Origin of the sequence: Myroides sp. C6-3 (assembly GCF_050522425.1) — a bacterium.
In the GTDB taxonomy this organism is placed as follows: domain Bacteria; phylum Bacteroidota; class Bacteroidia; order Flavobacteriales; family Flavobacteriaceae; genus Flavobacterium.
Genome location: NZ_JBMVQP010000023.1, coordinates 35353 through 60974, shown reverse-complemented (window position 1 = coordinate 60974; position 25622 = coordinate 35353). Strand labels below are relative to the sequence as shown.

At 37.9% G+C, this 25622-nt stretch carries 26 protein-coding genes and 1 tRNA gene; 15 read left to right on the top strand and 12 right to left on the bottom strand.

Features of this window, described 5'->3' with window-relative positions:
- Nucleotides 1–159 precede the first annotated feature (159 nt).
- From ACPDG9_RS10830 to glyA (ACPDG9_RS10815), 4 genes are all read right to left on the bottom strand, one after another.
- A tRNA-OTHER gene (locus tag ACPDG9_RS10830) sits at nt 160–229 on the bottom strand.
- Between the two features lie 92 nt (nt 230–321).
- Nucleotides 322–1167: a pyridoxal kinase gene (pdxY, locus tag ACPDG9_RS10825; RefSeq protein ID WP_430527771.1), complete on the bottom strand. Its 846-nt coding sequence runs from the start codon at nt 1165–1167 to the stop codon at nt 322–324.
- Between the two features lie 16 nt (nt 1168–1183).
- On the bottom strand, nt 1184–2329 hold the full coding sequence (locus tag ACPDG9_RS10820) for a DegT/DnrJ/EryC1/StrS family aminotransferase (RefSeq protein WP_430527770.1): 1146 nt from the start codon (nt 2327–2329) through the stop codon (nt 1184–1186).
- Nucleotides 2330–2575: 246 nt separating this feature from the next.
- Nucleotides 2576–3874: a serine hydroxymethyltransferase gene (gene glyA, locus ACPDG9_RS10815; RefSeq protein WP_430527769.1), complete on the bottom strand. Its 1299-nt coding sequence runs from the start codon at nt 3872–3874 to the stop codon at nt 2576–2578.
- Between the two features lie 203 nt (nt 3875–4077).
- On the opposite strand from glyA (ACPDG9_RS10815), the gene ACPDG9_RS10810 reads away from it, so the two are divergent.
- Nucleotides 4078–4512: a PH domain-containing protein gene (locus ACPDG9_RS10810; protein ID WP_430527768.1), complete on the top strand. Its 435-nt coding sequence runs from the start codon at nt 4078–4080 to the stop codon at nt 4510–4512.
- A 37-nt stretch (nt 4513–4549) separates the two neighbouring features.
- On the opposite strand, the gene hmpA is transcribed toward ACPDG9_RS10810, so the two are convergent.
- The 5 genes from hmpA to ACPDG9_RS10785 form a co-directional block, all read right to left on the bottom strand.
- Complete coding sequence (hmpA, locus tag ACPDG9_RS10805) at nt 4550–5749, bottom strand: NO-inducible flavohemoprotein (protein ID WP_430527767.1); 1200 nt, start codon at nt 5747–5749, stop codon at nt 4550–4552.
- 147 nt (nt 5750–5896) lie between these two features.
- Complete coding sequence (locus ACPDG9_RS10800) at nt 5897–6334, bottom strand: RrF2 family transcriptional regulator (RefSeq protein ID WP_430527766.1); 438 nt, start codon at nt 6332–6334, stop codon at nt 5897–5899.
- A gap of 271 nt (nt 6335–6605) precedes the next feature.
- Nucleotides 6606–7271, bottom strand: coding sequence for a hypothetical protein (locus tag ACPDG9_RS10795; RefSeq protein ID WP_430527765.1), 666 nt, complete (start codon nt 7269–7271; stop codon nt 6606–6608).
- A gap of 3 nt (nt 7272–7274) precedes the next feature.
- Nucleotides 7275–8252 carry a hypothetical protein gene (locus ACPDG9_RS10790; RefSeq protein ID WP_430527764.1) on the bottom strand — a complete coding sequence of 326 codons (978 nt, stop codon included), beginning with the start codon at nt 8250–8252 and terminating at the stop codon, nt 7275–7277.
- Between the two features lie 141 nt (nt 8253–8393).
- The gene (locus ACPDG9_RS10785) at nt 8394–9545 is read right to left on the bottom strand and encodes an Atu1372/SO_1960 family protein (protein WP_430527763.1); all 1152 of its coding nucleotides are present in this window, start codon (nt 9543–9545) and stop codon (nt 8394–8396) included.
- A gap of 64 nt (nt 9546–9609) precedes the next feature.
- Here ACPDG9_RS10785 and ACPDG9_RS10780 point away from each other — a divergent pair, with 64 nt between their 5' ends.
- The 4 genes from ACPDG9_RS10780 to ACPDG9_RS10765 all read left to right on the top strand — a co-directional run bounded on the left by ACPDG9_RS10780 (nt 9610) and on the right by ACPDG9_RS10765 (nt 13058).
- Nucleotides 9610–10407, top strand: a complete 798-nt coding sequence (locus tag ACPDG9_RS10780) for a helix-turn-helix domain-containing protein (protein WP_430527762.1) — start codon at nt 9610–9612, stop codon at nt 10405–10407.
- A 146-nt stretch (nt 10408–10553) separates the two neighbouring features.
- Nucleotides 10554–11129: a porin family protein gene (locus tag ACPDG9_RS10775; protein WP_430527761.1), complete on the top strand. Its 576-nt coding sequence runs from the start codon at nt 10554–10556 to the stop codon at nt 11127–11129.
- Nucleotides 11130–11265: 136 nt separating this feature from the next.
- Nucleotides 11266–11718, top strand: coding sequence for an SsrA-binding protein SmpB (gene smpB, locus ACPDG9_RS10770; protein ID WP_182647584.1), 453 nt, complete (start codon nt 11266–11268; stop codon nt 11716–11718).
- Nucleotides 11719–11792: 74 nt separating this feature from the next.
- Nucleotides 11793–13058 (top strand): PQQ-binding-like beta-propeller repeat protein, encoded by a 1266-nt coding sequence (locus ACPDG9_RS10765; protein ID WP_430527760.1) that lies wholly within the window; start codon nt 11793–11795, stop codon nt 13056–13058.
- A gap of 168 nt (nt 13059–13226) precedes the next feature.
- Here the strand turns inward: ACPDG9_RS10765 and ACPDG9_RS10760 are convergent, their stop codons facing one another.
- On the bottom strand, nt 13227–13412 hold the full coding sequence (locus ACPDG9_RS10760; protein ID WP_430527759.1) for a hypothetical protein: 186 nt from the start codon (nt 13410–13412) through the stop codon (nt 13227–13229).
- 125 nt (nt 13413–13537) lie between these two features.
- Here ACPDG9_RS10760 and ACPDG9_RS10755 point away from each other — a divergent pair, with 125 nt between their 5' ends.
- Nucleotides 13538–13972, top strand: a complete 435-nt coding sequence (locus ACPDG9_RS10755; RefSeq protein WP_430527758.1) for a hypothetical protein — start codon at nt 13538–13540, stop codon at nt 13970–13972.
- A gap of 71 nt (nt 13973–14043) precedes the next feature.
- Here ACPDG9_RS10755 and ACPDG9_RS10750 read toward each other — a convergent pair whose 3' ends face one another.
- A complete protein-coding gene (locus tag ACPDG9_RS10750) occupies nt 14044–14685 on the bottom strand; it encodes a protein-L-isoaspartate(D-aspartate) O-methyltransferase (protein WP_430527757.1) in 642 nt (213 codons plus the stop codon).
- A gap of 147 nt (nt 14686–14832) precedes the next feature.
- Between ACPDG9_RS10750 and ACPDG9_RS10745 the strand changes: the two genes are divergently transcribed.
- The 8 genes from ACPDG9_RS10745 to ACPDG9_RS10710 all read left to right on the top strand — a co-directional run bounded on the left by ACPDG9_RS10745 (nt 14833) and on the right by ACPDG9_RS10710 (nt 22600).
- On the top strand, nt 14833–15798 hold the full coding sequence (locus ACPDG9_RS10745; RefSeq protein ID WP_430527756.1) for a Gfo/Idh/MocA family protein: 966 nt from the start codon (nt 14833–14835) through the stop codon (nt 15796–15798).
- Between the two features lie 34 nt (nt 15799–15832).
- A complete protein-coding gene (locus ACPDG9_RS10740) occupies nt 15833–16720 on the top strand; it encodes a 3-hydroxyacyl-CoA dehydrogenase family protein (protein WP_430527755.1) in 888 nt (295 codons plus the stop codon).
- An 87-nt stretch (nt 16721–16807) separates the two neighbouring features.
- Nucleotides 16808–18025, top strand: coding sequence for a DUF1015 domain-containing protein (locus tag ACPDG9_RS10735; RefSeq protein ID WP_430527754.1), 1218 nt, complete (start codon nt 16808–16810; stop codon nt 18023–18025).
- 12 nt (nt 18026–18037) lie between these two features.
- Nucleotides 18038–18724, top strand: a complete 687-nt coding sequence (locus tag ACPDG9_RS10730; RefSeq protein WP_430527753.1) for a YggS family pyridoxal phosphate-dependent enzyme — start codon at nt 18038–18040, stop codon at nt 18722–18724.
- Between the two features lie 8 nt (nt 18725–18732).
- Complete coding sequence (locus ACPDG9_RS10725) at nt 18733–20082, top strand: exonuclease domain-containing protein (RefSeq protein ID WP_430527752.1); 1350 nt, start codon at nt 18733–18735, stop codon at nt 20080–20082.
- A 12-nt stretch (nt 20083–20094) separates the two neighbouring features.
- Nucleotides 20095–20949, top strand: a complete 855-nt coding sequence (locus ACPDG9_RS10720; RefSeq protein ID WP_430527751.1) for an ion transporter — start codon at nt 20095–20097, stop codon at nt 20947–20949.
- Nucleotides 20933–21853 carry a tRNA (adenosine(37)-N6)-dimethylallyltransferase MiaA gene (gene miaA / locus ACPDG9_RS10715; RefSeq protein WP_430527750.1) on the top strand — a complete coding sequence of 307 codons (921 nt, stop codon included), beginning with the start codon at nt 20933–20935 and terminating at the stop codon, nt 21851–21853. The genes ACPDG9_RS10720 and miaA overlap by 17 nt, the downstream gene beginning before the upstream one ends.
- A gap of 6 nt (nt 21854–21859) precedes the next feature.
- The gene (locus tag ACPDG9_RS10710; protein ID WP_430527749.1) at nt 21860–22600 is read left to right on the top strand and encodes an acyl-[acyl-carrier-protein] thioesterase; all 741 of its coding nucleotides are present in this window, start codon (nt 21860–21862) and stop codon (nt 22598–22600) included.
- A 212-nt stretch (nt 22601–22812) separates the two neighbouring features.
- Here the strand turns inward: ACPDG9_RS10710 and glyA (ACPDG9_RS10705) are convergent, their stop codons facing one another.
- Nucleotides 22813–24087, bottom strand: coding sequence for a serine hydroxymethyltransferase (glyA, locus tag ACPDG9_RS10705; RefSeq protein WP_430527748.1), 1275 nt, complete (start codon nt 24085–24087; stop codon nt 22813–22815).
- 112 nt (nt 24088–24199) lie between these two features.
- On the opposite strand from glyA (ACPDG9_RS10705), the gene fahA reads away from it, so the two are divergent.
- Entirely contained in the window at nt 24200–25486 is a 1287-nt protein-coding gene (fahA, locus tag ACPDG9_RS10700; protein WP_430527747.1) for a fumarylacetoacetase, read from the top strand.
- Nucleotides 25487–25622: the final 136 nt, after the last annotated feature.

Below are 25622 nucleotides of genomic sequence, written 5' to 3'. Positions count from 1 at the left end.
CAAGCGGCCAACGAGGACGGACTGTAAATCCGTTGGGAAACCTTCGCAGGTTCGAATCCTGCTCTCCCCACATAAAAAAAGCCTTTCAATTTTCATTGAAAGGCTTTTTTGTTTATAGCGTACGGTCAACCGTGAACAGTCAACTGTAAACCATTTTTGAGGTTCCGACTGGATTCGAACCAATCTACTGATTATTGCGTAATCAGGCCTCCCAATCGGCCACGGAACCTTATTTCGGTAAAAACGTAATATACAACCTATTTTATTGATTTCCAAAAGCTACCCGAGCGAATAGCCATTTGTCGCGTATACTTCTCCTTTTTACGTTGTGCTATGCGGATGCACCGCCATTATATCTTTTAAATCGAATTCACTTCTTCCTTCATTAACGATACGACGTAACGCTCTTTTAACCCAAAGACTTGCTTCTTTGGCGCAAACTGCATACGACTCGCACTCCTTTAACTTGAGTAGCAAGACAGCGGCCGCGAAAAGCTCTCCTGTTCCCGGTGGATCAACCGGAACATAGTCGACCTCCACTACCTCATAGTGTTCTTTTTGTTTGACAACAATTTGCAATACTTCCTTCGTTCTATTCTCAAATTGACAACCTGTAATCAATATATCTTTCGTTAACAAGATCGGATCTTGCTGAATAGCCTCCACCATCTTTTCATACGTTGTTGTCTTTTGATTTAGGATTCTTTCCATTTCAAAGGGATTAGGCGTCAAGAGATCTGCTAAAGGCACTAATTGTTGTAGGAGCGCTTTTGGTACTTCTTGATCCACATATAAGCCTCGAGACACATCCCCCATTACAGGATCGCACACGTATAAAATATGCGGGTGACTCTTTTTTATTTCGCGAATAAATTGTGCGGTACTCTCCACTAGTTCAGCCGATCCAATATACCCCGTTACGATCGAAGACACTTCATCTAAGATATTCAGCTTTCGGATTCCGTCGAGTACATCTTGAAATAAGGCACGCGGCATCAATCCACCGCCTACCGTTGGCAAACCATAGCGATTGGATAAAACAACCGTTGGCACCGCAATTACATCTTGACCCGCTAGTTGCAATACTAAAGCAGTCGTATTACTCCCTACATAGCCATACGCTACTTTACTGTGAATGACAATTGTTTTTTTGCTTTTTACTTCCATCTCCCTTCGATACTTATTAGTTGGATTTAGCTTTTACTTCTTCGATAACCTCGAGCACTTGTGTCGTGATATGCCTAAGTTCTTCTTCTGTCAACTCTGTGTGAATCGGCAACGACAACACCCTAGACGTTAAATAAGTTGTATGCGGTAAATCGTACTTTCGATCCTGTAATTGCTGAAACATTTCTTGTTGATGGCAAGGTACAGGATAGTAAATCATCGTCGGTATTCCTCTTTCTGCGAGTATTTGATGCACCCTATCTCGGTCGACATCTTCCAAAATCAAGGTATATTGATGATAGACATGATGGCTATATGCTGGTTCAAAGGGTGTAATTACATTTGGGTGATTGAAAAAAGCGCGATTATAAAAAGCGGCAACAGCTCTTCGCTTATCACAATACGCATCTAAGTATTTGAGTTTTACATTCAAAATAGCAGCTTGTATACTATCCAATCGACTATTTACACCTACTATTTCGTGATAATAGCGCCTTTCCGAACCGTGATTACAGATCTTCCACATTTTCGCAGCTAATTCATCAGAATTGGTCATAATCACTCCCCCATCACCATAAGCTCCAAGATTTTTAGATGGAAAAAACGAAATACTGCTAATCGTTCCCATTGTACCTGTTTTATACACACCATCCTTTCCTACATAATGCCCACCAATACTTTGTGCATTATCTTCGATCACTGCAATATTATTCGCTTGAGCCAATTCCAGAATCGGCTCCATATCCGAACATTGACCATATAGGTGCACGGGAATTATCACCTTGGTTTTCGGTGTAATAGCTTGTTGTAGATCCGCAATACTCATGGTAAAAGTAGCAGGATCAACATCGACAAACACGGGAGTTAACCCTAACAAAGCAACAACCTCTACCGTAGCAATAAACGTAAAAGAAGGAGTAATCACCTCATCACCCGGTTGTAAATCCAGCGCCATTAAAGCAATTTGTAACGCATCTGTACCATTCGCACAAGGAATCACATGCTTGGCCTTTGTATACGCTTCCAAATTAGTAGTAAATGTCTTAACTGCAGGTCCATTAATGAACGTAGCACTATCGATTACTTCTTTAATTGCAGCGTCAATCTCCGTTTGGATTTTTTGGTACTGTCGCTTTAAGTCGACCATCTGAATTGTATTCATATATAGCTTTGTGTATTCGTTTGTATTCGCACTCCAGTACATTTAGGCCGAAACCCAAATCACTTGCTCGTTTTGTATTATTTATACGCACAAAAGTACGAGCTATTTGGATTAGTACTATATGCCAGTTTCAAACTTTATGGTGGTCCAGTTATTTTCAAATCCCCCTCATTTTCCTGCATTAAAAAAGGTCTCTCAATCCGTATTGAGAGACCCACAACATACAAATCAGATCAATAGTAAACACTACGATGCAAACATGGGATAGTCCTGCATCATGCGTTGAACCTCCTCTTTTATTTGACGGTGTTTTACAGCGTTATCTTTATTTTTCAATACTTCGTCAATGAATTCTACGATGCTATACATCTCTTTCTGTAGCAACCCACGTGTGGTAATCGCAGGCGTTCCAATTCGAATACCAGAGGTAACTGCCGTAGACTGTTTATCATACGGGATCATATTCTTATTTAAGGTAATTCCCGCTTGTTCTAATACTAGTTCAGCTTCTTTTCCGGTGATGCCTTTGTTGCTCAAATCGATCAACATCAAGTGGTTGTCTGTTCCCCCTGATACGACCGTATAGCCTTTATCGAGAAAAGCTTGAGCCATCGTACGGCTATTTTTTTGAATCTGTCTTGCATAGTACGCAAAATCATCAGTTAAAATCTCATTAAAAGCCACCGCTTTAGCTGCAATGGTATGCATCAGTGGTCCACCTTGATTACCTGGAAAAACCGTAGAATCAAGAACAGAAGACATGGATCTTATATCTCCTTTAGCATTCTTGAGTTGCAGCGGATTCTCAAAATCCTGTCCCAGTAAGATCACACCACCACGGGGTCCTCGGAGTGTTTTATGCGTAGTCGTCGTAACAATATGACAATGCGCAACAGGGTCGCTTAATAATCCCTTGGCAATTAAACCTGCAGGATGCGCCATATCAGCCAACAAAATGGCTTGTACACTATCCGCAATCTTCCTAAATCGCTTATAATCAATCTCTCGCGAATACGCACTTGCACCAGCAATAATCATCTTGGGTTTTTCACGTAGAGCAATCGCTTGTATCTTATCGTAATCCAATACCCCCGTTTCCTTTTCTACACCGTAAAAAACAGGTTGGTATAATTTACCCGAAAAATTAACCGACGAACCATGCGTTAAATGTCCGCCATGCGTTAAATCAAAACCCAAAATCTTATCCCCCGGCTGTAGACAAGCAGCTAATACAGCAAAATTTGCTTGAGAACCAGCATGTGGTTGTACGTTCGCATAAGTAGCCCCAAAAATCTCTTTGATGCTTTCTATGGCCATATTTTCAACCAAATCCACATATTCACAACCGCCATAATAGCGTCTACTAGGATAACCTTCCGCGTATTTGTTTGTTAAAATAGAGCCATTTGCTCTTAGCACATCATCACTTACGAAATTTTCTGATGCAATAAGCTCTAAAGACTCGCGCTGTCTCGTTTCCTCTCTTTTAATTAATTCAAATAATAGTTTGTTGTTGTTGTTGTTGTTGTTGTTGTTGTTGTTCATACTCGTTGCATTAAGTTGTAGTTAAACTATTGAATCAAACCTAACCCCGGTTTTTGCTAGATTTGAGCACAAAAGTAATCTTTACATGGAGCATTAGTACAGCTCAGTTTTACAATTAGCAGTAGTCCAGCTAATACCAGAAGAATGTTTTTCTACTTTATTAAAATTGATTTACATTTGAGTTTTAAACCTTTTTCGTTCCTATGAAAATAAAATACAGAAGTAAAATATCGGTTCTTTTGGTTGTATGCCTTGGTGCAACAGGAATAGGATGCCTCGTAGCTGCTTTTTTTTCACCCGAATGGATCATTAGCCTTGTGCTTCTTGTAACCGCTTTTTTTATAGGCGATTTATATATACGCACCTATTATGAAATTGATACTGTAGCGCAAACCCTGCATATTAGAAGCGGTTTTACCGTAAACCAAACCCTGACCATCAGTAGCATTCGAAAGATAGAAGAATCAAACAGTTTAGTAAGTGCACCTGCTTTATCGAGGGATCGACTGGATGTTCACTTTAATACCTATGACCGTATTTTACTATCACCAAAAGACAAAAACGACTTTATAACGACCTTACAGGAGATCCATCCTGACTTGGTTTATATCGAGAAAAAAAATAAAAAATCCCTTTAACCTAGAAAGTCAAGGGGATTTTTTATTTTTGGTCGCTTTACATTTGCAAGGAAGCAGGTCCAAATTCTTCAAAGAAAATCGATGCCTTATCAATGTTTTGACTCACTAAATACTGATAGTGTTTTTCAATAAAACCACGAGGGCCACAGATGTAGTATTCCGCATCTTGAGATACAACAGCATCATTAACTTGAGCAAGCTCAACCCAGCCTTTATTCACATGAGCTGCAGTCTCCTCTACTACATCATAAAAGATGTGTTGTTGTACATTGTCATGTTGCTGTACAACTTCCGCTAGTCTATTCTTAAAAGCGTGTACTTCCACTTCTCTACAACCGTGAATCCATTGAACAGCAGGTGCGTCCTTTTGTAGAATCAACGATTCCAACATCGATAACAATGGGGTTTGCCCGATTCCTCCACTAATAAATACTTTCTTTTTCGCCTTAGTATTTTGCAAAACAAACACACCCGAAGGAGCGGATAATTCCACCACATCCCCAACTTGCACAACTTGATGCAAGCGATTGCTAATCAACCCATCAGGATGCTGACTTCCCTTTTCTCTTTTTACAGAAATGCGGTAGTACTGTCCGTTCGGAGCACAAGAAATACTATATTGTCTAGGCTGTAATAAATTTAACTCAGGTAAAAATAAGCGCAAGCTCAAATACTGTCCGGGTTTAAAATCAGCAATTGGTCCTTGATCTGCAGGATATAAATAGAAGGAAGTAATCTCACTAGATTCCACCACTTTATCCTTGACAACAAAGGGTCTCCATCCCGTCCATCCACCTTTCTCACTTACTTTTTGGTTGTAAATTTGCTGCTCATGTCCACTCATCAAATCAGCTAACTCTTGGTAAGCCACGGCCCATGCCCCGAGTAAATCATCCGTTGCTACCTCCCCTAACACTTCCTTAATCGAAGCAATAAGATGTTTTCCTACAATCGCATAATGTTCTGCTCGAATATCTAAACTTGTGTGTTTATGTCCAATTGAATTTACAACAGGTAGTAATACACTTGGCTGTTCAATGTTTTCTGCATAAGCTAAAACTGCCAATGCCAACGCTGTTTGTTGCTTCTCATTTTGTTGATTTCCCATGTTAAACACATGCTTCAACTCCGGATTGTGTTCAAACATACGCTGATAAAAATGCTTCGTTAGCGCCACTCCATGGGCTCTTAAAATAGGAACTGTAGCTTGTACAAGTTCAATTTGATTTGTTGTCATTTGTCTTTAGTTTTAAATTACAGGACAAAAAGAGTCTTTTATCCTTTATATAGTTATCCTTTTCCTAAAAGGAAATTCTATTGCCTTACAAATAAAAGACTTTTATATCCTTTATTCAACTAAAAACACCTAAATTTTTAAACTATTTTATTTATTCAAGGTAAACGCTCCATCAATAAGTCCTTGATTGAACTGACCAATTGTAGTAGTTTTCAACACACAAGCTAAATTATCCCTAATCTTCTTGAAGTCGTGATGTAAAGGACAAGGATTGGTTTCTGAGCAATAGCTCAAACCCATAGCACAGCCCATAAAGAGTTCTTTTCCTTCCACCGCTTCTACAATTTCAGCAAGTGGTCGATTGAAATCTTCTTTTTCGAGATAGAACCCTCCATTCGGTCCTTTAGTTGATTGTATGAGTCCTTCCCTACTCAACTTTTGAAGGATCTTGGCTAAAAAATGTTCCGGAGAATTGACTTCTTGCGCAATTTCTTTTATCCCCGATTTATACCCTTGCTCACTTCGCTTGGCAATATATAAAACCGCTCGTAAGGCATATTCACAAGTTTTTGAAAAAATCCCCATAACTTCTTTTCTTGTATATTTTTAATTGTACAAAGGTAGGACAATTCTCTTGCATTATACACATTATTACATCAATTGGATGCTATCATTTCTTCGCTTACTTTTACGGATTTCATCATGTACTTGAGTACCTCTTGGTACTCCGGTATAAAGTAGAAATCGCGGGCTTTTGTTTATCGACTGCGACTGTATAACGAAGCTGCATAAAATCACCACGCCCTGTAAGTTACACCTTTAGTTTACCGCCTTCTTATGTTCATTGCTACACTTTTTATTCTTGTTCAAAAGAAAGTAAACTTCCGTCTTTTTTAAATTCAATAGCATACCTGGCGCGCTCATTGCTAATTGTTCGTGGGTACCAGCGTACGCGATTGTTTCTCGTAACAACATACACCAGTAGATCCGTAGGATCTCCCCCTATTTCTTCTACTTTAGCTTTTAATACTTCGTATACCTTATTGGCCCGTACAAATGGAATCTCATCTAAAGATACGACGTCTTGTTCAACTTTCGTGTGTTTAGACAGTACAACAGGTTTTGGTTCCTGCCAATGTCCATCAACATAATAATATTCATCGACATACGTGGGGTTATCAGGATTTTGAATCCGCAGCAAGACACGGTAATTATCGTAAAAATGAATGGATTGATAAACGTAGATAGGTTTGTCTTTCAGTTGAGGGAGATTGCGCAGTGCTTCTTCTACTTTTTGTAGTTCTTCTTTATGAGCGGCAAACTCCACCTTCTTTTGGACTTGATTGACTCTAACTTCCTCTACTTGGAGTTCCCTTTGCTGCTGTACTGGTTTTTCCTCAACGGCATCGCTATCCCTTCTTCCCTTTTTTGTCTCTTCAATCGACTTTAAAAAATCGGAACACGAGCTCAGAAAAACAAGAGCAAGCAACAGTAGACTGAGGGGTATCGTTTTTTTTCTCATGGTTTACATTGGATTAACATCTTGTTCAAATTTCGCTTTTTGGGGTTGTTTAGGATCGTAGAACAGCACGCAAGTGGTTTGATTTTTAACGTTTCCTACATCGAGTAAAGACACGATTTTCTTTAGTACCACTTGATGCAGTACACCGGTATTATCCATGTATTCAACATCAAATCGAACTTCTGGTTGCTCATTGATATACGTTCCTGTTTGTCGCACCTGTACCACAGTTCCATTGGCTCGTTTTCCTCTAAACTTGAGCGCCAAAGTAGAAGTTCCAATATTCATCTTGCGAAAAAACAAGAACTTTACAATCACATAAATAATCCCAGTAAATAGAATCAAAAAACCAGCACTGCTGACCAAAGGATGACTCAACGTTAAAAAACGCCAACCATACCCTTGACTTTCTACTTGATAAGAATAGCTATAATAGTAGATTATTCCCGTTAAAAAAAGCAACCAGGCAACAAAAAACCAAGCGTTTACGTAACCTTTCGCTCCTTCAACAACAACGTAAGGCTGTTGGGTAAAGGTCGGATCTACGCGAAGATGTAATCTTTTCCCTTCTTCAAAACGCCTTTCTTCTGGTCTAGCATCTCTTACTTCTAGGGTATGTCGAATGGATTCCCCTTCGAGATTAGGCAAAGCAAGTACGAGTGATTTGAGCACTTCCTTGTGCTTGAACACCATACTTCTACTTGCTTGAACAATACGAGCTTCTAAGCGTTTACCCGTTTGATTAATTTGCGCTATATTTCGCTTAGACTGAATAGTGTACTTGAAAATAAGGTACAATAAAACAGCGAATACAACTCCCCAAAGTGCTATACTCAACCCTAGATATACCAAGGCTTCAGTCGGATTTACAGCGTCTAATTGATGACTTTGATATTCACTCCCGTAATAGATAATAGCAGGATGAACAAAAATGAAATACAGAAAAAATAGGACCCAAAATAGGCCAAAAGCTTTACGCATATTTGTAATTTTTGGTAAACGTTTTTTTCGCGTAAGGTGATGGGTGATTCGTCAAAAGTACAAAAAAGTGTTTTTGCGTTTCTATTTTTTTTGATTTTTAATTGGAAAGAAAACAGCTTCACTCTCTTCCCTCCAAAAAAACTATTCCACCTCAAAAACCGCTTGAATCGAAACGCTAGATCCTAAAGGCAGAGAACTTGCTCCTCCCGTATTTCGCGTGTGTTTTCCTTTTTCACCAAACACCTCCACAACAAGGTCCGAAGCGGGATTCATCAACACCGCATGTTGCGTATAAGTATCTACCGTATTAAACGCACCAATCAATTGCACACAGCGTTTAACCTTATTCAGATCTCCACCAACGGCTTCTTTCAATATCGCAAGAACATTGAGCATGGTTACTTTTGCAGCTTCTTGTACCTGCTCCTCTTGAAGGTCAACACCTATTTTTCCAGGGTTGAATATTTGGCCCTCTTTCAATGCCACTTGATTTATAAACACCAAATTTCCCGTACGCACGTACAATTCATAGTTTCCAACAGGTTTGGGCAAAGTCGGCAGAACAATATTCTTTTCTTCTAAAATGCGATTAACATCTCTTGAAACAGAAGTCTTTTGTTTCAAATGTCCTACTTCTTTTTTTCTACTTCCTTGGAGTGCTGAAGCGATCCGCGCTAATTTTTCTCCTTGTACACGTGCTAAAAAGCGTTCGTCTTTTGTAGGTCGTTCAACAGCAGAGACCGAAGCGGGACTTGTAATTCCCAAAACCGAATTACCTTGTACGACGGTTTTATCTATGCGTTCGAATCCACTAATCCCATTGGGAATCATCAACATTCCATGAACGGACAACGTATTCCAAAACGCTTGTAAAGCCAATTCATTTGCTGCACCACTACCGCCAGACATAAACACCGTTGCGGGCATTTCTTCTAACGCCTGTTGAGTCCAAAGGTCAACGGTCTTTGCTAAAAATGCACTCATGCCCGTACTTATATTTCCGAAATATACAGGTGATCCAAAAGCGATTCCGTCGTATAGAGGTAACTCCTCTGAACTTGCAACAGGAATTTCTTTCATAACAGTAAGATCATCTTCTTTTACTTTTTTGATGATCGCTTTTACGCCTTGTTGTTGTTCAACACCCTGTGCAATTTCTTTCGCCAAGGCATAAGTACCTCCTTGATCTGAATCAATGAGTACTAAAATAGCAGTTTGTTTATCTTGTCCCACCATAACCTGTGAACTTAGTGTACTAGCGACTCCTAAAAGAATCATAACAACTTGTTTCATTTTCTCTTGTTTTTTCAAAGTCAAAGATAAACGTGGTTTTTTTATTAACTTTGCCAAAAAGTAGATGCAAAACGACACGACTAAATGTGGATTAACGGAACAAAATAAAGGAGATTATATGGATAATATCTCCATTGAAGCCTATTTTTGGTATGTACAAAACTGGATACACGATCCTTACGTTCACGCGCATCAACGCTATCAATTAACCTATGTAGAACAAGGATACCAATACTTTCACTTGGGTACAAAAACCTACCTAGTTCCTCAAAATCACGTCATTTGGATTCCTTCTAATTTTGAACATCGCATTAGTTCAGAAGCTCAAGCCGTTCATTTACGCGTTGCTCTGTTCAAGACGGTTCCACAAGACGACTTTTTTCAGCACGTACGTGTTTTCTCTGCACCTCCCGTATTAAAAGAGATGCTTTTATACGCCACTAAGTGGAACCAGGTTCTTGAAGAACAACCTGAACAAGTGCTTTTTATTCAAGCGATTTTGCGCAATTTACCAGCATTTTGTCAAGAAAATGAAGCCCTACAGATTCCAGTACCTACGCATCCTCCTTTATTAGATGTGTGTAATCACATCAATACTTCGTATGCAACTACTTGTAAAATAGACGATCTCGCTGCCATTGCTCAACTATCAATCCGCAGTTTACAGCGATTATTCAAACAAGAGACGGGAATTACCCTTCAAAAATACACCCAACTAATTCGCATCTTAAAGAGCATTGAATTACTTGATCAACAGCAATATACCCTCAGTGAGATAGCACATCAAATTGGCTATAAAAGCTTATCTGCCTTTACGGCTTCTTACTTTGCAATCATGAAGACTAAGCCCATTAAAAGATGACCTTCTTTGCAGCTTTAAAAGGCAAAAAATCGCGATTTTTCAATTTCACCGCCTTCTCCTAGTAAACGCATTTGTGTTTTTTTGATGATCTTTATTTGTAAGCGATTCTTTTTTACTTAATTTAGCAGTTAAATAAAAAGAGAATTATGAAAAAATTAGGTTTACTATTTAGCATTATACTAACGACATTTGCGTTCAACTCTTATGCTCAATCTCCAATAAACGTTGGAATTAAAACAGGGTTAAACTTCACTGATTTCTCGAGTAATCCGAAAGAGTACAGTACAAAAAACTCATCGGGGTTTGGAGTAGGTGCAATGGCGCGTATTAACTTAAATCGCTCGTATATTCAAGCGGATGTAATGTACACGGAGAAAAGCGTTAAGTTTGAATCTCCTCTTGGAAGTGATAAAACAACGATGAAAAACATCGAAATCCCCGTAGTATACGGATATAAACTATTGAAAAGTCCGTTGTATAACGTAAGAGTTTTCGGTGGTGGTGTTTACTCGGTTGTATTGAACAACTTATCGAAGAGTTCTGTTGATAACGCATTTAATGAATTTGACAAATCAAACATTGGATACCGCGTTGGTGCAGGGGTTGATGTTTTAAAATTCACTTTTGACGTTTCATATGATGGGGGTCTTAGCAATGTCAGCAAAGATTTTTCATCTAAACCCAATACGTGGTTTATTGCAGTTGGATATAAATTTCTATAATCCCACTTCCCTTATATAGATAGAGGCTATTACTTTTGGTAGTAGCCTTTTTTGTTGTTTGATCAATTTCCCTAAAGCCAAAGAACAGTTTCTATGCAAAAGTAGTTTTACTTTAATTTTTTATTATTTTTGTGCTATGCAAAAGAACATCAACATTCTAAATAAGAGAGCTAAGTTCGAATACGAAATCTTAGATAAATATACCGCTGGAATTGTACTTACTGGTACGGAAATTAAATCATTGCGACTAGGAAAAGCTAGTATTGCAGAGAGTTTCTGTGAATTCCAAAATCTAGAACTATTTGTGATTAACTCACAGATTGAGGAATACGCCAATAGCAGTCACTTTAACCATAAAGCTAAAACGGAACGCAAGCTATTATTGAATAAGAAAGAGCTAAAGAGTTTACACAAAAGTGTTCAAAATAAAGGATTGACGATTATTCCACTTCGTTTGTTCATCAATGAAAAAGGACTAGCTAAAATGGATATCGCTTTGTGTAAAGGAAAGAAAAACTACGACAAACGAGAAACCATCAAAGATCGAGACAATAAAATAGCTTTAGATCGCTTGAAGAAAGCGTATTAAAGCGATCATTCCCGTATAGGAGCATCCTCTTGGATGCTTTTTTATAACTACAACCAAACATTACAACTTGAACAATGAAAAAGAATCTGCTTCTTCTGCTAGTCTTTTTGTTAACTGTTGTGGCGATAGGTCAAAACAGAGAATCAGATAACTACCCTAAAACGGGAGACGGAGAACCGGTGGCTCCAAAGATGGCCCCGCGTAGTCAAACCAATCAGTATTCCAACAAGCAGATTGGAACAGAATACGACTTCGTACTCCATGATCGCTATCGCGAATATGAAAAAGTGCCCCTAGATAAAAATGCAATCCTCATTTATGATTATGACGGAACAGTTAAATCCTTTAATCTTGAAACTCAAAAGATCAACTGGTCTTTTGCCGCTAGTGACTCTACGGTTACCTATGCGCGAAACAAAATGACTTTAGAAGACGGCGTTTTATATGTTCCCTTTCACAATGGAGAATTATATGCCCTAGATCACAAAACAGGAAAGATATTTTGGGAAGTAAAAATTGGATTGAAGAATGGAGCGCTCAACAAAATGATGATCAATCAAATCCCTGTAATTCACGAGGATAAATTATATGTCGTTACCCAACACGAAAATAAAAACATCTATGCACTAGACAAAAAAACAGGATCTCACATTTGGAATTACCAACTAGAATACCCATACAACCACATGCCTATTTTGTACAGCAATGGTAAAATATTCGTTCCCAATGCGCCTTATTTCTACAGTTTTAATGCAGAAACAGGACAAGCACTATACATCCGCGGATTTAAAACGGGCATGTATTCTAGAGCCGTAACAGATGGAACGCGCGTTTTTATCGCTGATTTATCTAGAGATCTCTTTGCATTAGATCCTGAAAAGTTAGATATCGTATGGGAAAAAGAACTACCCGAAGGAGCTGTAGGACATAAAATGGCCTATGAGAACAACCAGCTCTTATTGGCAACTGCACGTAATTTCTATGCGCTAAATCCAGAAACAGGAGCCGTTACTTGGCAAACGGAAGTTCCACGCAAAGAACACGCAGAATCGCGTTTTGAACTCAAACAAATGGAAGTATTCAACAATAAACTATACGCGTACAACAACAAGAGTACCTTCTTCGTTGTAAATGCAAAAAACGGAAAATTAGAAAAGGAAATCGACTTGCAAAACGATCCAATCTCCAATATTGCAATACAAGACGAAAACACCGCTTACTTCTACTGTGAAGTTGGTCTAGTCAAACTCAACCTCAAAACGAATAAAGAAGAGCTATTGTACATCCGTGGCTCTATTCAATCTGATCCAAGTGAAAATTATATTCTATTGGTACAATAGTTTGTTGACCGTTTTTTTTATAAGGTTTATCTCATTGGTTAATGTTTTATTTTCGTATGCGATGAATCTTCACTACGTTACGATTTTCGCTACGTTACGATTTGTACTTTGTGGAGCATTTACAACTTCACAAAGAGCAAACCTCACAACTTCACCTAAAAAAAAACCTTACCTCACACAAGAATCGTTCTTACATCCAAAATTAAATACCGCTTGTATAAATAGGTAAGCGGCGGGGATACCTAATACCCAAATGCGAGAATCTATCGTTTGAAACAGCAACAACAGAGCAAGTCCTAAACGGATGTAGCGCATCGGTGTCCATTTCTTGAAGTAAGCTGTAATTGTATTCATCTTTTTTCTTTTTAATTGAACTCAAAAGTAGCTTAATTTATTTTATTGTACTGTAACAATTGTTACTGTTGTTTCCCTTTTGATCCTGTAGTTTTGCTTCAAACAAATTTCAAAAACAGTACATTATGAGAAGAATGTTATGGGCTATTGCCGTGCTAGTAGGGACTACAACGATGGTGAATGCGACAAACCTTACGCATGCTACAAACGAAGCAACACTACAAGTAACAACAGGAGATAAATACGCTATTTTAGTTCAGTCTACCAAGAATTTACGTGCATCGATTATGACAGCTTCGGAGATGAAACAAGCGAATCCGGCTGTTGCTTTCGAAATTGTAATTATGGGGCAGATGGTTCAAGAGTTGAACAACAAAGAATTGCGACCAGAACTAGATGCTGCAAACAAAGCGGGAATCAAGCTTGTTGTATGTGAATTTGCTCTTCAAGTATACGGAGTAGACTTAAAAGATTTACCAGCGTATTTTGTGGGAACACCCAATGCACATAAGTATATGTTCCAACTAAACGAAAAGCAGTATAACACGCTTTCTATCTAGAACAAACAACAAACCTTAATAATTTTTTTCAACAAAAAAAGCATCTCAAATGAGATGCTTTTTGCTTGTATCTAGTTTTTATTTTCCAACATGGGAACAAATTTAAAATCACCGTGTTCGTGTTTTTCGAATTGGGTTTCATTCAAGCGGATGAGTTCGATCATGGTTTGTTGTTCTTCTCCTACTGGAATAATCATACGTCCCCCTACTTTAAGTTGTCCCATTAGGGCTTGTGGAATGAAAGGGGCTCCCGCCGTTACGATAATAGAATCAAAGGGCGCATAGTTGGGCAATCCCTTATATCCATCGCCAAAGGTTAATAGCTTGGGGCGAATCCCTAACTTAGGCAACAATAGTGATGTTTTCTTATACAATTCCAATTGGCGTTCAATACTGTAAACACGAGCGCCCATTGCAACTAAAACAGCTGTTTGATAGCCGCTTCCTGTACCTATTTCCAATACTTTATCCTCTGGTTTGATCTGTAACAACTCTGACTGAAAAGCAACCGTGTACGGATGCGAGATGGTTTGACCTGCTCCGATGGGAAAAGCTGTATTTTGATAGGCAAAATTTTCAAAACTTGAATCTATAAATAAATGCCTAGGAATGCGTCTTATCGCCTGAAGTACGGCTTGATTTTCAATGCCCTTTTCCTTCAATGCTTCAACCAACTGATTGCGCAATCCTTGATGCTTCGTAGAATCCTTCACTGTATTAAAATAATTTACACAAAAGTAACCAATATTTTTATAAAAAACACCTTTTACGCCCATCCCAACAAAGTATTGCAAAAGATTTAAAGCTTAAATTTTACCCAATCCATAAATAAGTTTTATTTTTGTTCAAAATAATTTTTTATGCTTAAAATTGGCGTATTGGGAGCTGGACATTTAGGTAAAATTCACTTGCGTTTGCTCAACCAATCAGAAAAATACGAACTAGTAGGTTTTTATGACCCTTTTAAAGAAAATGCAAACAAAGTAGCACAAGAATTTGGGTACACCCTCTTTGACAGCATTGACGAATTAATTCAAGCTGTTGATGTGATTGATATTGTGACTCCTACCCTTTCTCATTTTGACTGTGCAAAAAAGGCGATCGAAGCGGGAAAACACGTTTTTTTAGAAAAGCCCATTACCACAACAGTAGCAGAAGCAGAAGCTATTATTGAGTTGGCAAAACAATACAATGTTTTAGGACAAGTAGGTCATGTAGAGCGTTTTAACCCTGCTTTTGTAGCTGTTCGCTCAAAGATCGAAAATCCAATGTTTATCGAAACTCATCGCTTGGCAGAATTTAACCCAAGAGGAACAGATGTTCCTGTGGTTTTAGACTTGATGATTCACGATCTAGATGCCATTTTAAGCGTGGTTGACTCTCCTGTAAAACACGTGAGTGCTAGTGGAGTTTCTGTTTTAAGTGAATCACCTGATATTGCCAATGCACGTATCGAATTCGAAAATGGCTGTGTTGCCAACGTTACGGCAAGTAGAATCTCAATGAAAAATATGAGAAAATCTCGTTTCTTCCAACGTGATGCTTATATATCAGTAGATTACTTAGAGAAAACATGTGAGGTTGTCAAGATGAAAGATGCCCCTGAAACACCAGGTGATTTCGACTTAATCTTACAAAATGCCGAAGGGATAAAGAAACAAATTTACTATGACAATCCGACGGTTTTACCAAATAATGCTATCTTAGATGAACTAGAAACGTTTCACGATGCAATTGTCAATCAAACAAGACCCATCGTAACACTAGAAGATGGTACAAAAGCCTTGCGCTTAGCCTACCAAATCATAGAAGCATTTAAAAACTAACTTTAAAAATTAACACGTAAATACTACATATCTTATGAAAAATATTGCTGTAATTGGTGCAGGAACAATGGGAAATGGAATTGCTCATACTTTCGCTCAAAAAGGCTTTAAAGTACTTTTAATCGATATCTCTGAACAAGCAATTGAAAGAGGAATGAATACGATTAGCAAAAATTTAGATCGAATGATTGCTAAAGGTGCTATCACAGAAGCAGATAAAAAAGCAACAATCGAAAATATCATTACCTATACAGAAATAAAAGATGGTGTTGTTAATGCTGATTTAGTTATTGAAGCAGCTACAGAAAATGTAAACTTAAAACTAAACATTTTCAAAGAACTAAGTGCTGTTTGTAGCGAGGATGTTATCTTGGCTTCCAACACTTCTTCTATCTCTATTACCCAAATTGCTTCTGTAGTAAAAAACCCAGCACGCGTTATTGGGATGCACTTTATGAATCCAGTGCCTATCATGAAATTGGTGGAAATCATTAGAGGATATAACACAACAGATGAAGTAACAAAAGCGATTATGGACTTGTCTTTAAAATTAGACAAAACTCCAACAGAGGTAAATGATTATCCTGGTTTCGTAGCAAACCGCATCTTAATGCCTATGATCAATGAAGCAATTGAAACCCTATACAATGGTGTTGCAGGAGTGGAAGAAATCGATACCGTAATGAAATTGGGAATGGCACATCCAATGGGGCCTTTACAATTAGCAGATTTCATCGGATTAGATGTGTGTTTATCTATTCTTAATGTTATGTATGATGGATTTAAAAATCCAAAATACGCTCCATGTCCTTTATTAGTCAATATGGTAATGGCTGGAAAATTAGGTGTAAAATCAGGCGAAGGGTTTTATGATTATGCTGAAAGCAAAAAAGCGGAAAAAGTAGCAAAAATGTTTTCTTAATTGAAAAGAAACTAAAACAAACAATCATAGCAAGACAATCGATATTCATTGTCGATTGTCTTATCTTTTGATACCATATAGTAAAGAATGGCAAAAATAATTCCTTTTCAGGGTATACGCCCCACACGAGATAAAGCTAATTTAGTCACTTGTCGATCTTTTGAAGATTACAATGCAGTAGAATTAGCCTATCTTTTAGATTACAATCCTTTTTCATTCATACACGTTTTACACCCTGCTTACGTCAATCCGCAAAAGGTAACTAGCGACAAGCGATTTAAAATGGTGGCTGCAAAATTTAATGATTTCAAGAAAGAAGGTATTCTAACAAAGGAAGATCGTCCTGTTTTATATCTCTATCAAATAGAAACGAAAAGCTGGAAATTTACAGGTATTGTTGCAGGCACTTGCATTGAAGATTACGAGAACAATGTCATCAAACGACATGAAGACACCCTAGAATATCGCGTAAACTTATTCAAAGAGTACTTGTACCATAGTCGATTTAATACGGAACCGGTCTTGATGATGTATCCCGATAAGGAGCATATCAATACTTGGATTGCATCATACAAAACGAACAGACCTATATACGATTTTACAACGGTTACCAAAGAAAGACACACGATTTGGAAGGTAGATGATCAAGCGTGTATTGATTGGTTGTGCCAAGAATTTGACAATATTCCAGAAATGTATATTGCCGATGGGCACCATCGCTTTGCTTCTGCAGCCTTACTCAAAAAAGAAAATGGGTTTGAACCGCATTCGCATAGCAATACTGTGATGACCTTTTTAATTGCTGAGAACAATATAAAAATATACGAGTTTAATCGCATTATTCACGACTTAAACAATCATACCAAAGAAGAATTTATCGCCTTACTCAGTGAGAAATTCACGATTAAAAACAAACAACAACAGTTGTGGAAACCATCTAAAAAGATGGAGTTTGGTATGTATTTAGACGGTGATTTTTACTCACTTAAGCTCAAAGAAAAAATAAAAACAGACGATATTTTGATGCAATTAGATGCGCAAATATTGTATGATGCTGTTTTAAATCCTATCTTAGGATTAGACGATTTAAGAAATGACGCTAGAATTGATTACATTCCTGGTAATGAATCTATTGTAGCAATTAAGGAACTAGTTGATGACGGAGAATATGAAGTGGGTTTTATGTTGTACCCAACGAATGTACAAGAAATTAAACTAGTGGCGGATCACGATTTAATCATGCCGCCAAAAAGCACCTATATTGAACCAAAATTCATGAATGGGTTATTAACGTACGAAATTTAAAAAAATAAGATCATGTCAATAATTGCTGAGAATCTCAAACGAATTAAGGCTGAACTTCCTACAGAAGTAAGCTTAGTAGCTGTTTCTAAAACCAAGCCCAATGCGGCTATTTTAGAAGCATATGAGGCAGGACAAAGAATTTTCGGTGAAAATAAGATACAAGAAATGACGGATAAGTATGAGGCTCTACCCAAGGATATAGCCTGGCATATGATCGGTCACGTACAACGCAATAAAGTGAAGTACATGGCTCCGTTTGTTGCTTTAATTCACGCTGTTGACAGTCTTCGTTTACTTGTTGAGATCGATAAACAAGCGAAGCGGAATAATCGCGTAATTGCCTGTTTATTGCAACTGTTTATTGCAGATGAAGAAACGAAATTCGGACTGAGTGAAGACGAACTCTTTGAATTGCTAAACAGCGATGAATTTAAAGCCCTTACCAACATTAAGATTCAAGGGTTAATGGGAATGGCTACATTCACTGAAAACCAAGATCAAATAAAACAAGAATTTTCTACGCTACACGCTATTTTTGAAAAGGTACAAATAAACTATAATCACTTGCCCAATGTTGCTTGTGATACCTTATCAATGGGGATGAGTAACGACTACCCTATTGCTATCGCCAGTGGAAGTACGATGATTAGAATAGGGAGTACTATTTTTGGAGAACGCAATTACGAATTAAACAAATAAGTATAGTATTGTACGCAGTTTTAGATATAGAGACCACCGGAGGTCAGTTTAATGAGGAAGGGATTACCGAGATCGCTATCTATAAATTTGATGGCCATCAAATCGTGGATCAACTCATTAGTTTAGTTAATCCTGAAAAAGAAATACAGCCTTTTGTTGTCAAACTAACGGGTATTAACAGCGCCATGTTGCGCCTTGCTCCTAAGTTTTACGAATTAGCAAAGCGAATAATTGAAATGACGGAAGATTGTGTTCTTGTTGCACATAACGCCGCTTTTGACTATCGTGTGCTTCGCAACGAATTTAGCCGATTGGGGTATGATTTTCAAAAGGATACACTGTGTACTGTTGAATTAGCTCAAAAACTATTGCCTGAAATGCCTTCGTATAGTTTGGGTAAATTGGTGAGAAACTTGGGAATTCCCCTAGCCGATCGTCACCGTGCTTATGGAGATGCCCTTGCAACACTTAAATTGTTTCAGCTTCTTTTATCTAAAGACACGGAAAAAACAATCTTAACGAGTATGATTAAGTCTGATATTAAAACAGGACTTAATCCTAAATTTTTTGATATTACAGATAACCTTCCTACTTCTGTGGGGATTTACTATATTCACAACGAAGAAGGCGTAATTATCTACATTGGTAAAAGTCGCAATATCAAAAAGAAAATCATGCAGCACTTTACCAACAACTCTGTTTTGTTCAAAAAAGTGCAAAAGGAAACCTATACCGTAACCTTTGAAAAAACAGGAAACGAGTTAATTGCGATCCTAAAAGAAGCCGAAGAAGTGCTCTTGAATAAACCGAAGTACAACAAAATTACCAAAAAAGGAATCTTTCCTTATTCCCTTTATGTAAAAACCAACCTAGAAGGTTATTTCTATTTCAGCTTGGAAAAAACGGATGGAAGAAAGAAAAATCACATGGCTTTTACTTCCTTAGCAGAAGGAAAAAAATTTGTCGATAAAATTACAGCTGAACTTGAAGTTCCTTTCTATTTAGAGGTTCTCCATGAAAAAAAATCAAAAAAGGTGACAGAAGAAACATTTTCCACTACTTTTGATTTGGCTTATTCAGATTACAACAAACTAATACTTCGCTTATTACAAAACTACAACATCGATGATAGCCATGTGCTCATCTTAGATAAAGGACGTAGCATCAACGAGAGAAGTGCAGTTGTATTAGAGAACGGAAAATTGTCGGGGTATTGTTTTTACGATTTAAACTACCAAATCAACGATCCTGCGAGAATCGCAGCAAACATTACGCCCATTACTTTTCACAGAAACAACAGAAACATTATTCTCAATTATTTGAATAAAAAAACAGGGTACAAATTAATCCATTATTAAAAAGTATACACGTTGAGACGCAGACTAAAAAATAAGTGGGATATTCTAAAGCAGAAGATTTATATCATCATCTACGGATCTAACACATTTGCTGGTAAACTATTTGATTTAGTTTTATTAGCGGTGATCTTGTTGAGTGTGATTTTGGTTATGTTGGAATCGATTGAGAGTTACGACATGAAGCATCACACCCTTTTAAAGGTCTTAGAATGGGTGATTACAATCTTTTTTACCATTGAATATATATTGCGGATTATCTGTAACAAACAACCGTTAAAATACATTTTTAGCTTTTATGGTATTGTCGATTTAATTTCGATTATGCCGATGTATCTGTCGTTCTTCGTTTCGGATTTAGGTGTTCTCTCTGTTGTTAGAGCTCTGCGTTTACTGCGTTTATTTGGTATTTTAAACTTGGTTCCCTACATTGGACAAGAATCCAATTTAAAATTGGCCATCAAAGCCAGCCGAACAAAAATCATTGTTTTCATTTACTTTATTGTCGTGGTTTCTATCCTCTTAGGTGCCTTGATGTATGTCATTGAAGGCAAAGATAATGGCTTTACTAGTATTCCGAGAAGTATCTATTGGTGTATTGTAACGCTAACTACCGTTGGATATGGAGATATTGCTCCTCAAACCACAATAGGACAGATGATTGCTTCCTTTATTATGATCATGGGGTACGGTATTATTGCTGTGCCAACAGGAATTGTAACAGCTGAATTTACTAGCCTAAAACGCAACAAAAGCGTCGATGCTAGACGAAGAAGAACTTGTTCTTCTTGTACAACAACTATTTATGATGATGACGCTAATTATTGTTATAATTGCGGCCAAAAATTAGGAGATGTCTTTACCCGATAAAACAAATTATTTACTAGTCGTTATTGGTCCAACAGCCATTGGAAAAACGGCTTTGGCTATCCGACTTGCCCAACATTTTCAATGTGAAATTTTATCTTGTGATAGTCGTCAATTCTTTCAAGAAATGACCTTAGGTACTGCAGTTCCTTCCTCAGAAGAACTCGCTGCTGTCCCTCATCACTTTATTCAACATATTAGCATTCGAGATTCCTACTCCGTAGGTGATTTTGAACGCGATGGAATCGCTCTTTTAGATCGCTTATTTCAACAAAACAACGTACAAGTGATGGTGGGTGGTTCGGGTCTATATGTCAATGCCATTTTAGAAGGATTAGACGAATTCCCAGCTATCGATCCTCGCATACGCGAAGAACTCAACCAAGCCTTGGAGGAAAAAGGATTACCTTACTTGCAAGCACAATTGAAAGAGTTAGATCCCGTACACTATGACAAAGTAGCCTTAGACAACCCTCAACGTGTTACCCGCGCTTTAGAGGTTTCTATTGGAACAGGTCAACCCTATTCTAGTTTTTTAGCAAAAAAGAAGGGGAATCGCAACTTTGTTCCCATCGTTCTAGGGTTAGAAGCTCCCCGTGAGATAATGTACGACCGCATCAACAAACGCGTGGATCTCATGCTTGAAAAAGGTCTAGTAGAAGAAGTGAAAACACTACTACCCTATCAAGAATTAAATGCATTACAAACGGTAGGCTATCGCGAACTGTTCCATTATTTAAATGGTCACAGTACGATGGAAGAAGCGATCGAAGAAATCAAAAAAAATACGCGTCGATTTGCCAAGAGACAGATTACTTGGTTTAAAAGAACGCCAAACGCTACTTGGTATGACTATCAAACAGATCCCAAGCAAATTATTGCAGCCATTACCAAGCAATTAAAGTAAACAATTATGCCCATTTCCAACCATTTCACCTCTATTCATCAACAGTCCTACGAAATAGACTTCTTTGCCTGTTCACCTTCGGGACACCTAAAATGGGTGGATCTTTGTAAACTCGTTCAAAGCGTTTCTGCGGATCACTCAGTATTGGGAGGGATTAGTTTTTGGGACTTAAAAGAACACAACCAAGCGTGGGTACTCAGCAAATTTAGAATTGAAAAAAAAGCCGAACTCCCACATTGGCAAGATACTATTACAATCAGCACGTGGATTGAACGCCTTGATGGCGTACGTTCCATCCGAAATTTTGAGGTCTACCTCAAGGATCAACTCATCGCTGTAGCAACCTCTTTATGGGTTATCATCAATACAGAGCGCCGTCGACCCGAGCTCATCGCTTTACCTCATGAGCACTTTATCAAATACACGGATAAAAAGGTAACACAAGCTGAATTTGCTAAACTACACAAAGGCAACTACCAAAAGATTGACGAAGTGAAGGTAAAATTATCCGATTTGGATATGGTAAATCACGTTACGAATATCAAATACCTTGAGTGGTGTATTGACGCTGCCTTCGCCTGCCAAAAAGCCGTAGATAAAATACAAGTTATCGATATGCACTTCTTAAAAGAAACGCGTATTGATGATATTTGTGAGATTTGCCTCTTACAAGAAAACAACCAATTGCATTTTCAAATTGGAGTCAATCAAGTCGTACATTTTTATTGTTTGATGGAAGTGGAGTAAGTTGTGCTTTGTGAAGTTTGTGCTTTGTGAGAATTGTTCACATTCAACGATTAATCAACCAACAACAAAATCATAACTGATCACCGATAACAAAAAAAGGATAAACCAAAGCTTATCCTTTTTTTATTATTAATGTAATTATCTTATTCAGAAAATCTTCCGTTAACTGCTAACTGCTAACTGCTAACTGCTAACTGCTAACTGCTAACTGTTTACCAAACAAACATAGGGCGTTCAGCCATCATTTCGTTTACTTGATCAGCTACTTCTTCGATAACTGCTTCATTAGTATGATCTGTAAGTACTCGGTCAATTAGAGCAACGATGGTATCCATATCCTCTTCTTTCAATCCTCTTGTTGTGATTGCAGGTGTTCCGATGCGGATACCTGAAGTTACAAATGGCGATTTATCATCAAAGGGAACCATGTTTTTATTTACCGTAATTTCAGCTTTTACTAGCGCTTGTTCCGCGTCTTTACCTGAAATATTTTTATTTCTCAAATCGATTAACATCATGTGGTTATCTGTTCCACCTGAGATGATGTTATAGCCTCTTTTCACGAATGCATCCGCCATAGCTTTTGCATTTTTCTGTACTTGGAGCATATACGTGAAGAACTCATCAGACAAAGCTTCTCCAAAAGCAACTGCTTTTGCAGCGATGATGTGCATTAAAGGTCCGCCTTGATTTCCAGGGAATACCGCGCTATCTAATAAAGCAGACATCATGCGTACTTCACCTTTTGGCGTTTTTAAACCGAATGGGTTAGGGAAATCTTTTCCGATCATGATCATTCCCCCACGAGGTCCACGTAGTGTTTTGTGTGTAGTTGTGGTAATAATATGACAGTGAGGCACTGGATCATTCATCAGTCCTTTAGCTATTAATCCTGCAGGGTGAGAGATATCAGCCATTAAAAGAGCACCAACGCTATCAGCGATTTCTCTAAAACGCTTGAAATCCATATCACGAGAATAAGCAGATGCACCAGCAATGATTAATTTTGGTTGCTCTTTCTTCGCGATTTCTGCAATCTTGTCATAATTTAATAAACCTGTTTCTTGTTCTACACCATAGAACACCGGATTATACAATTTCCCAGAGAAATTCACTGGAGATCCGTGTGTTAAGTGCCCTCCATGAGATAAGTCAAATCCTAAGATTTTATCTCCTGGTTTTAAACAAGCAGAAAAAACAGCCGTATTAGCTTGTGATCCAGAGTGAGGTTGAACATTCACATATTCAGCACCAAAAAGAGCTTTTGCGCGATCAATAGCAATTTGCTCTACTACGTCTACTACTTCACATCCTCCATAGTAACGTTTGTTGGGATAACCTTCTGCATATTTATTCGTTAAACAAGAACCAGCAGCTTCCATGGTTTGCTCACTTACAAAGTTTTCAGAAGCAATTAGCTCAATACCGTGTACTTGTCTATCTCCTTCTTCTACGATTAAGTCGAAAATTTCTGTATCTCTTCTCATCTGAATTGTATATTTCGTTAAATTGACTTCAAATGTACAAAATTCGTTTGTTAATTTGCCCTATAATTATATATTTGATAAAACTATTCATTCAATTAATTAAGCAATAAATATGATGATTACGGCAAATGATCCGAAAAGAGAATCGTGGTTAGAAGTTCATGCACAATCGGACTTCCCCATCCAGAACATTCCTTTTGGGGTTTTTATTACGAAAGATGATATTGTAACAATTGGAACTCGTATTGGCGACTATGCCATCGATTTAAGTGCTCTTCAGATGTTGGGCTATTTAAAGGGAATCGAGCTAACTGACGATGTATTTTTACAAGATAACCTCAATGATTTCATCTCTAGTGGAAAAAAAACATGGCGTGCAGTTCGAAACAGAATTGCGGATATCTTCGACAAAACCAACCTAAGCTTACAAGGCAACGCCAAGCACAGAGAAGCGGTTATCTTTAAAATAGAAGAAGTGGAAATGCAATTACCGGTTTACATTGGTGACTATACTGATTTCTATTCGAGTAAAGAACACGCAACCAATGTAGGTAAAATGTTCCGAGATCCGGCGAATGCCTTGTTGCCTAACTGGCTTCACATTCCAGTAGGATACCATGGAAGAAGCTCTACAGTAATCCCTTCGGGAATCAATGTGAAGCGTCCAATGGGACAAACCCTTCCAAAAGGTGAAACACAACCTGTTTTTGGACCATCAAAACGCATTGACTTTGAATTAGAAACGGCCTTTATCACGACAGACGCTAATTTATTTGGCGAAAGTATTCCTGTAAACGAAGCAGAAGACCACATCTTTGGTATGGTTTTACTCAACGATTGGAGTGCACGTGATATTCAAACGTGGGAATACGTTCCTCTAGGTCCTTTCCTAGCTAAAAACTTTGCAACTTCTATCTCCCCTTGGGTAATCACCCTAGATGCTTTAGAACCTTTTAGAACTGCTAGTCCAAAACAAGAACCTACTCCACTGCCTTATTTACAGCAAACAGGAGATAAAACATTCGATATCAACCTAGAAGTATACCTTCAACCCGAAAATGGAAAAGAGACGCTAATTTGTCAATCTAATTTTAAGTATTTGTATTGGACGATGAGTCAACAATTAGCGCATCATACCATCAATGGTTGTAAGATAAACGCGGGTGATTTAATGGGATCCGGAACAATTTCAGGATCTACACCCAATAGTTTTGGCTCGCTGTTAGAGCTAACATGGGCAGGAGCAAATCCCTTGACATTAGAAGATGGCAAGACTAGAACATTCATCGAAGATTACGATACTATCACCATGAAGGGATTCTGTCAAAATGACGAAATTCGAATTGGATTCGGAGAAGTGAGAAGTATGTTGCTTCCCGCAACCGCAACAGTAAAATAAAAAAGAGGATTTCTCATTAGAGAAATCCTTTTTTAATTACGCCTAACTTCCTATTCCTTTCGCTTCTTCTACTACACTAGTGAATCTCCCTAAAACTCTAACAGTGTCCACTTCTAAAAGTATAAGACATGCAATT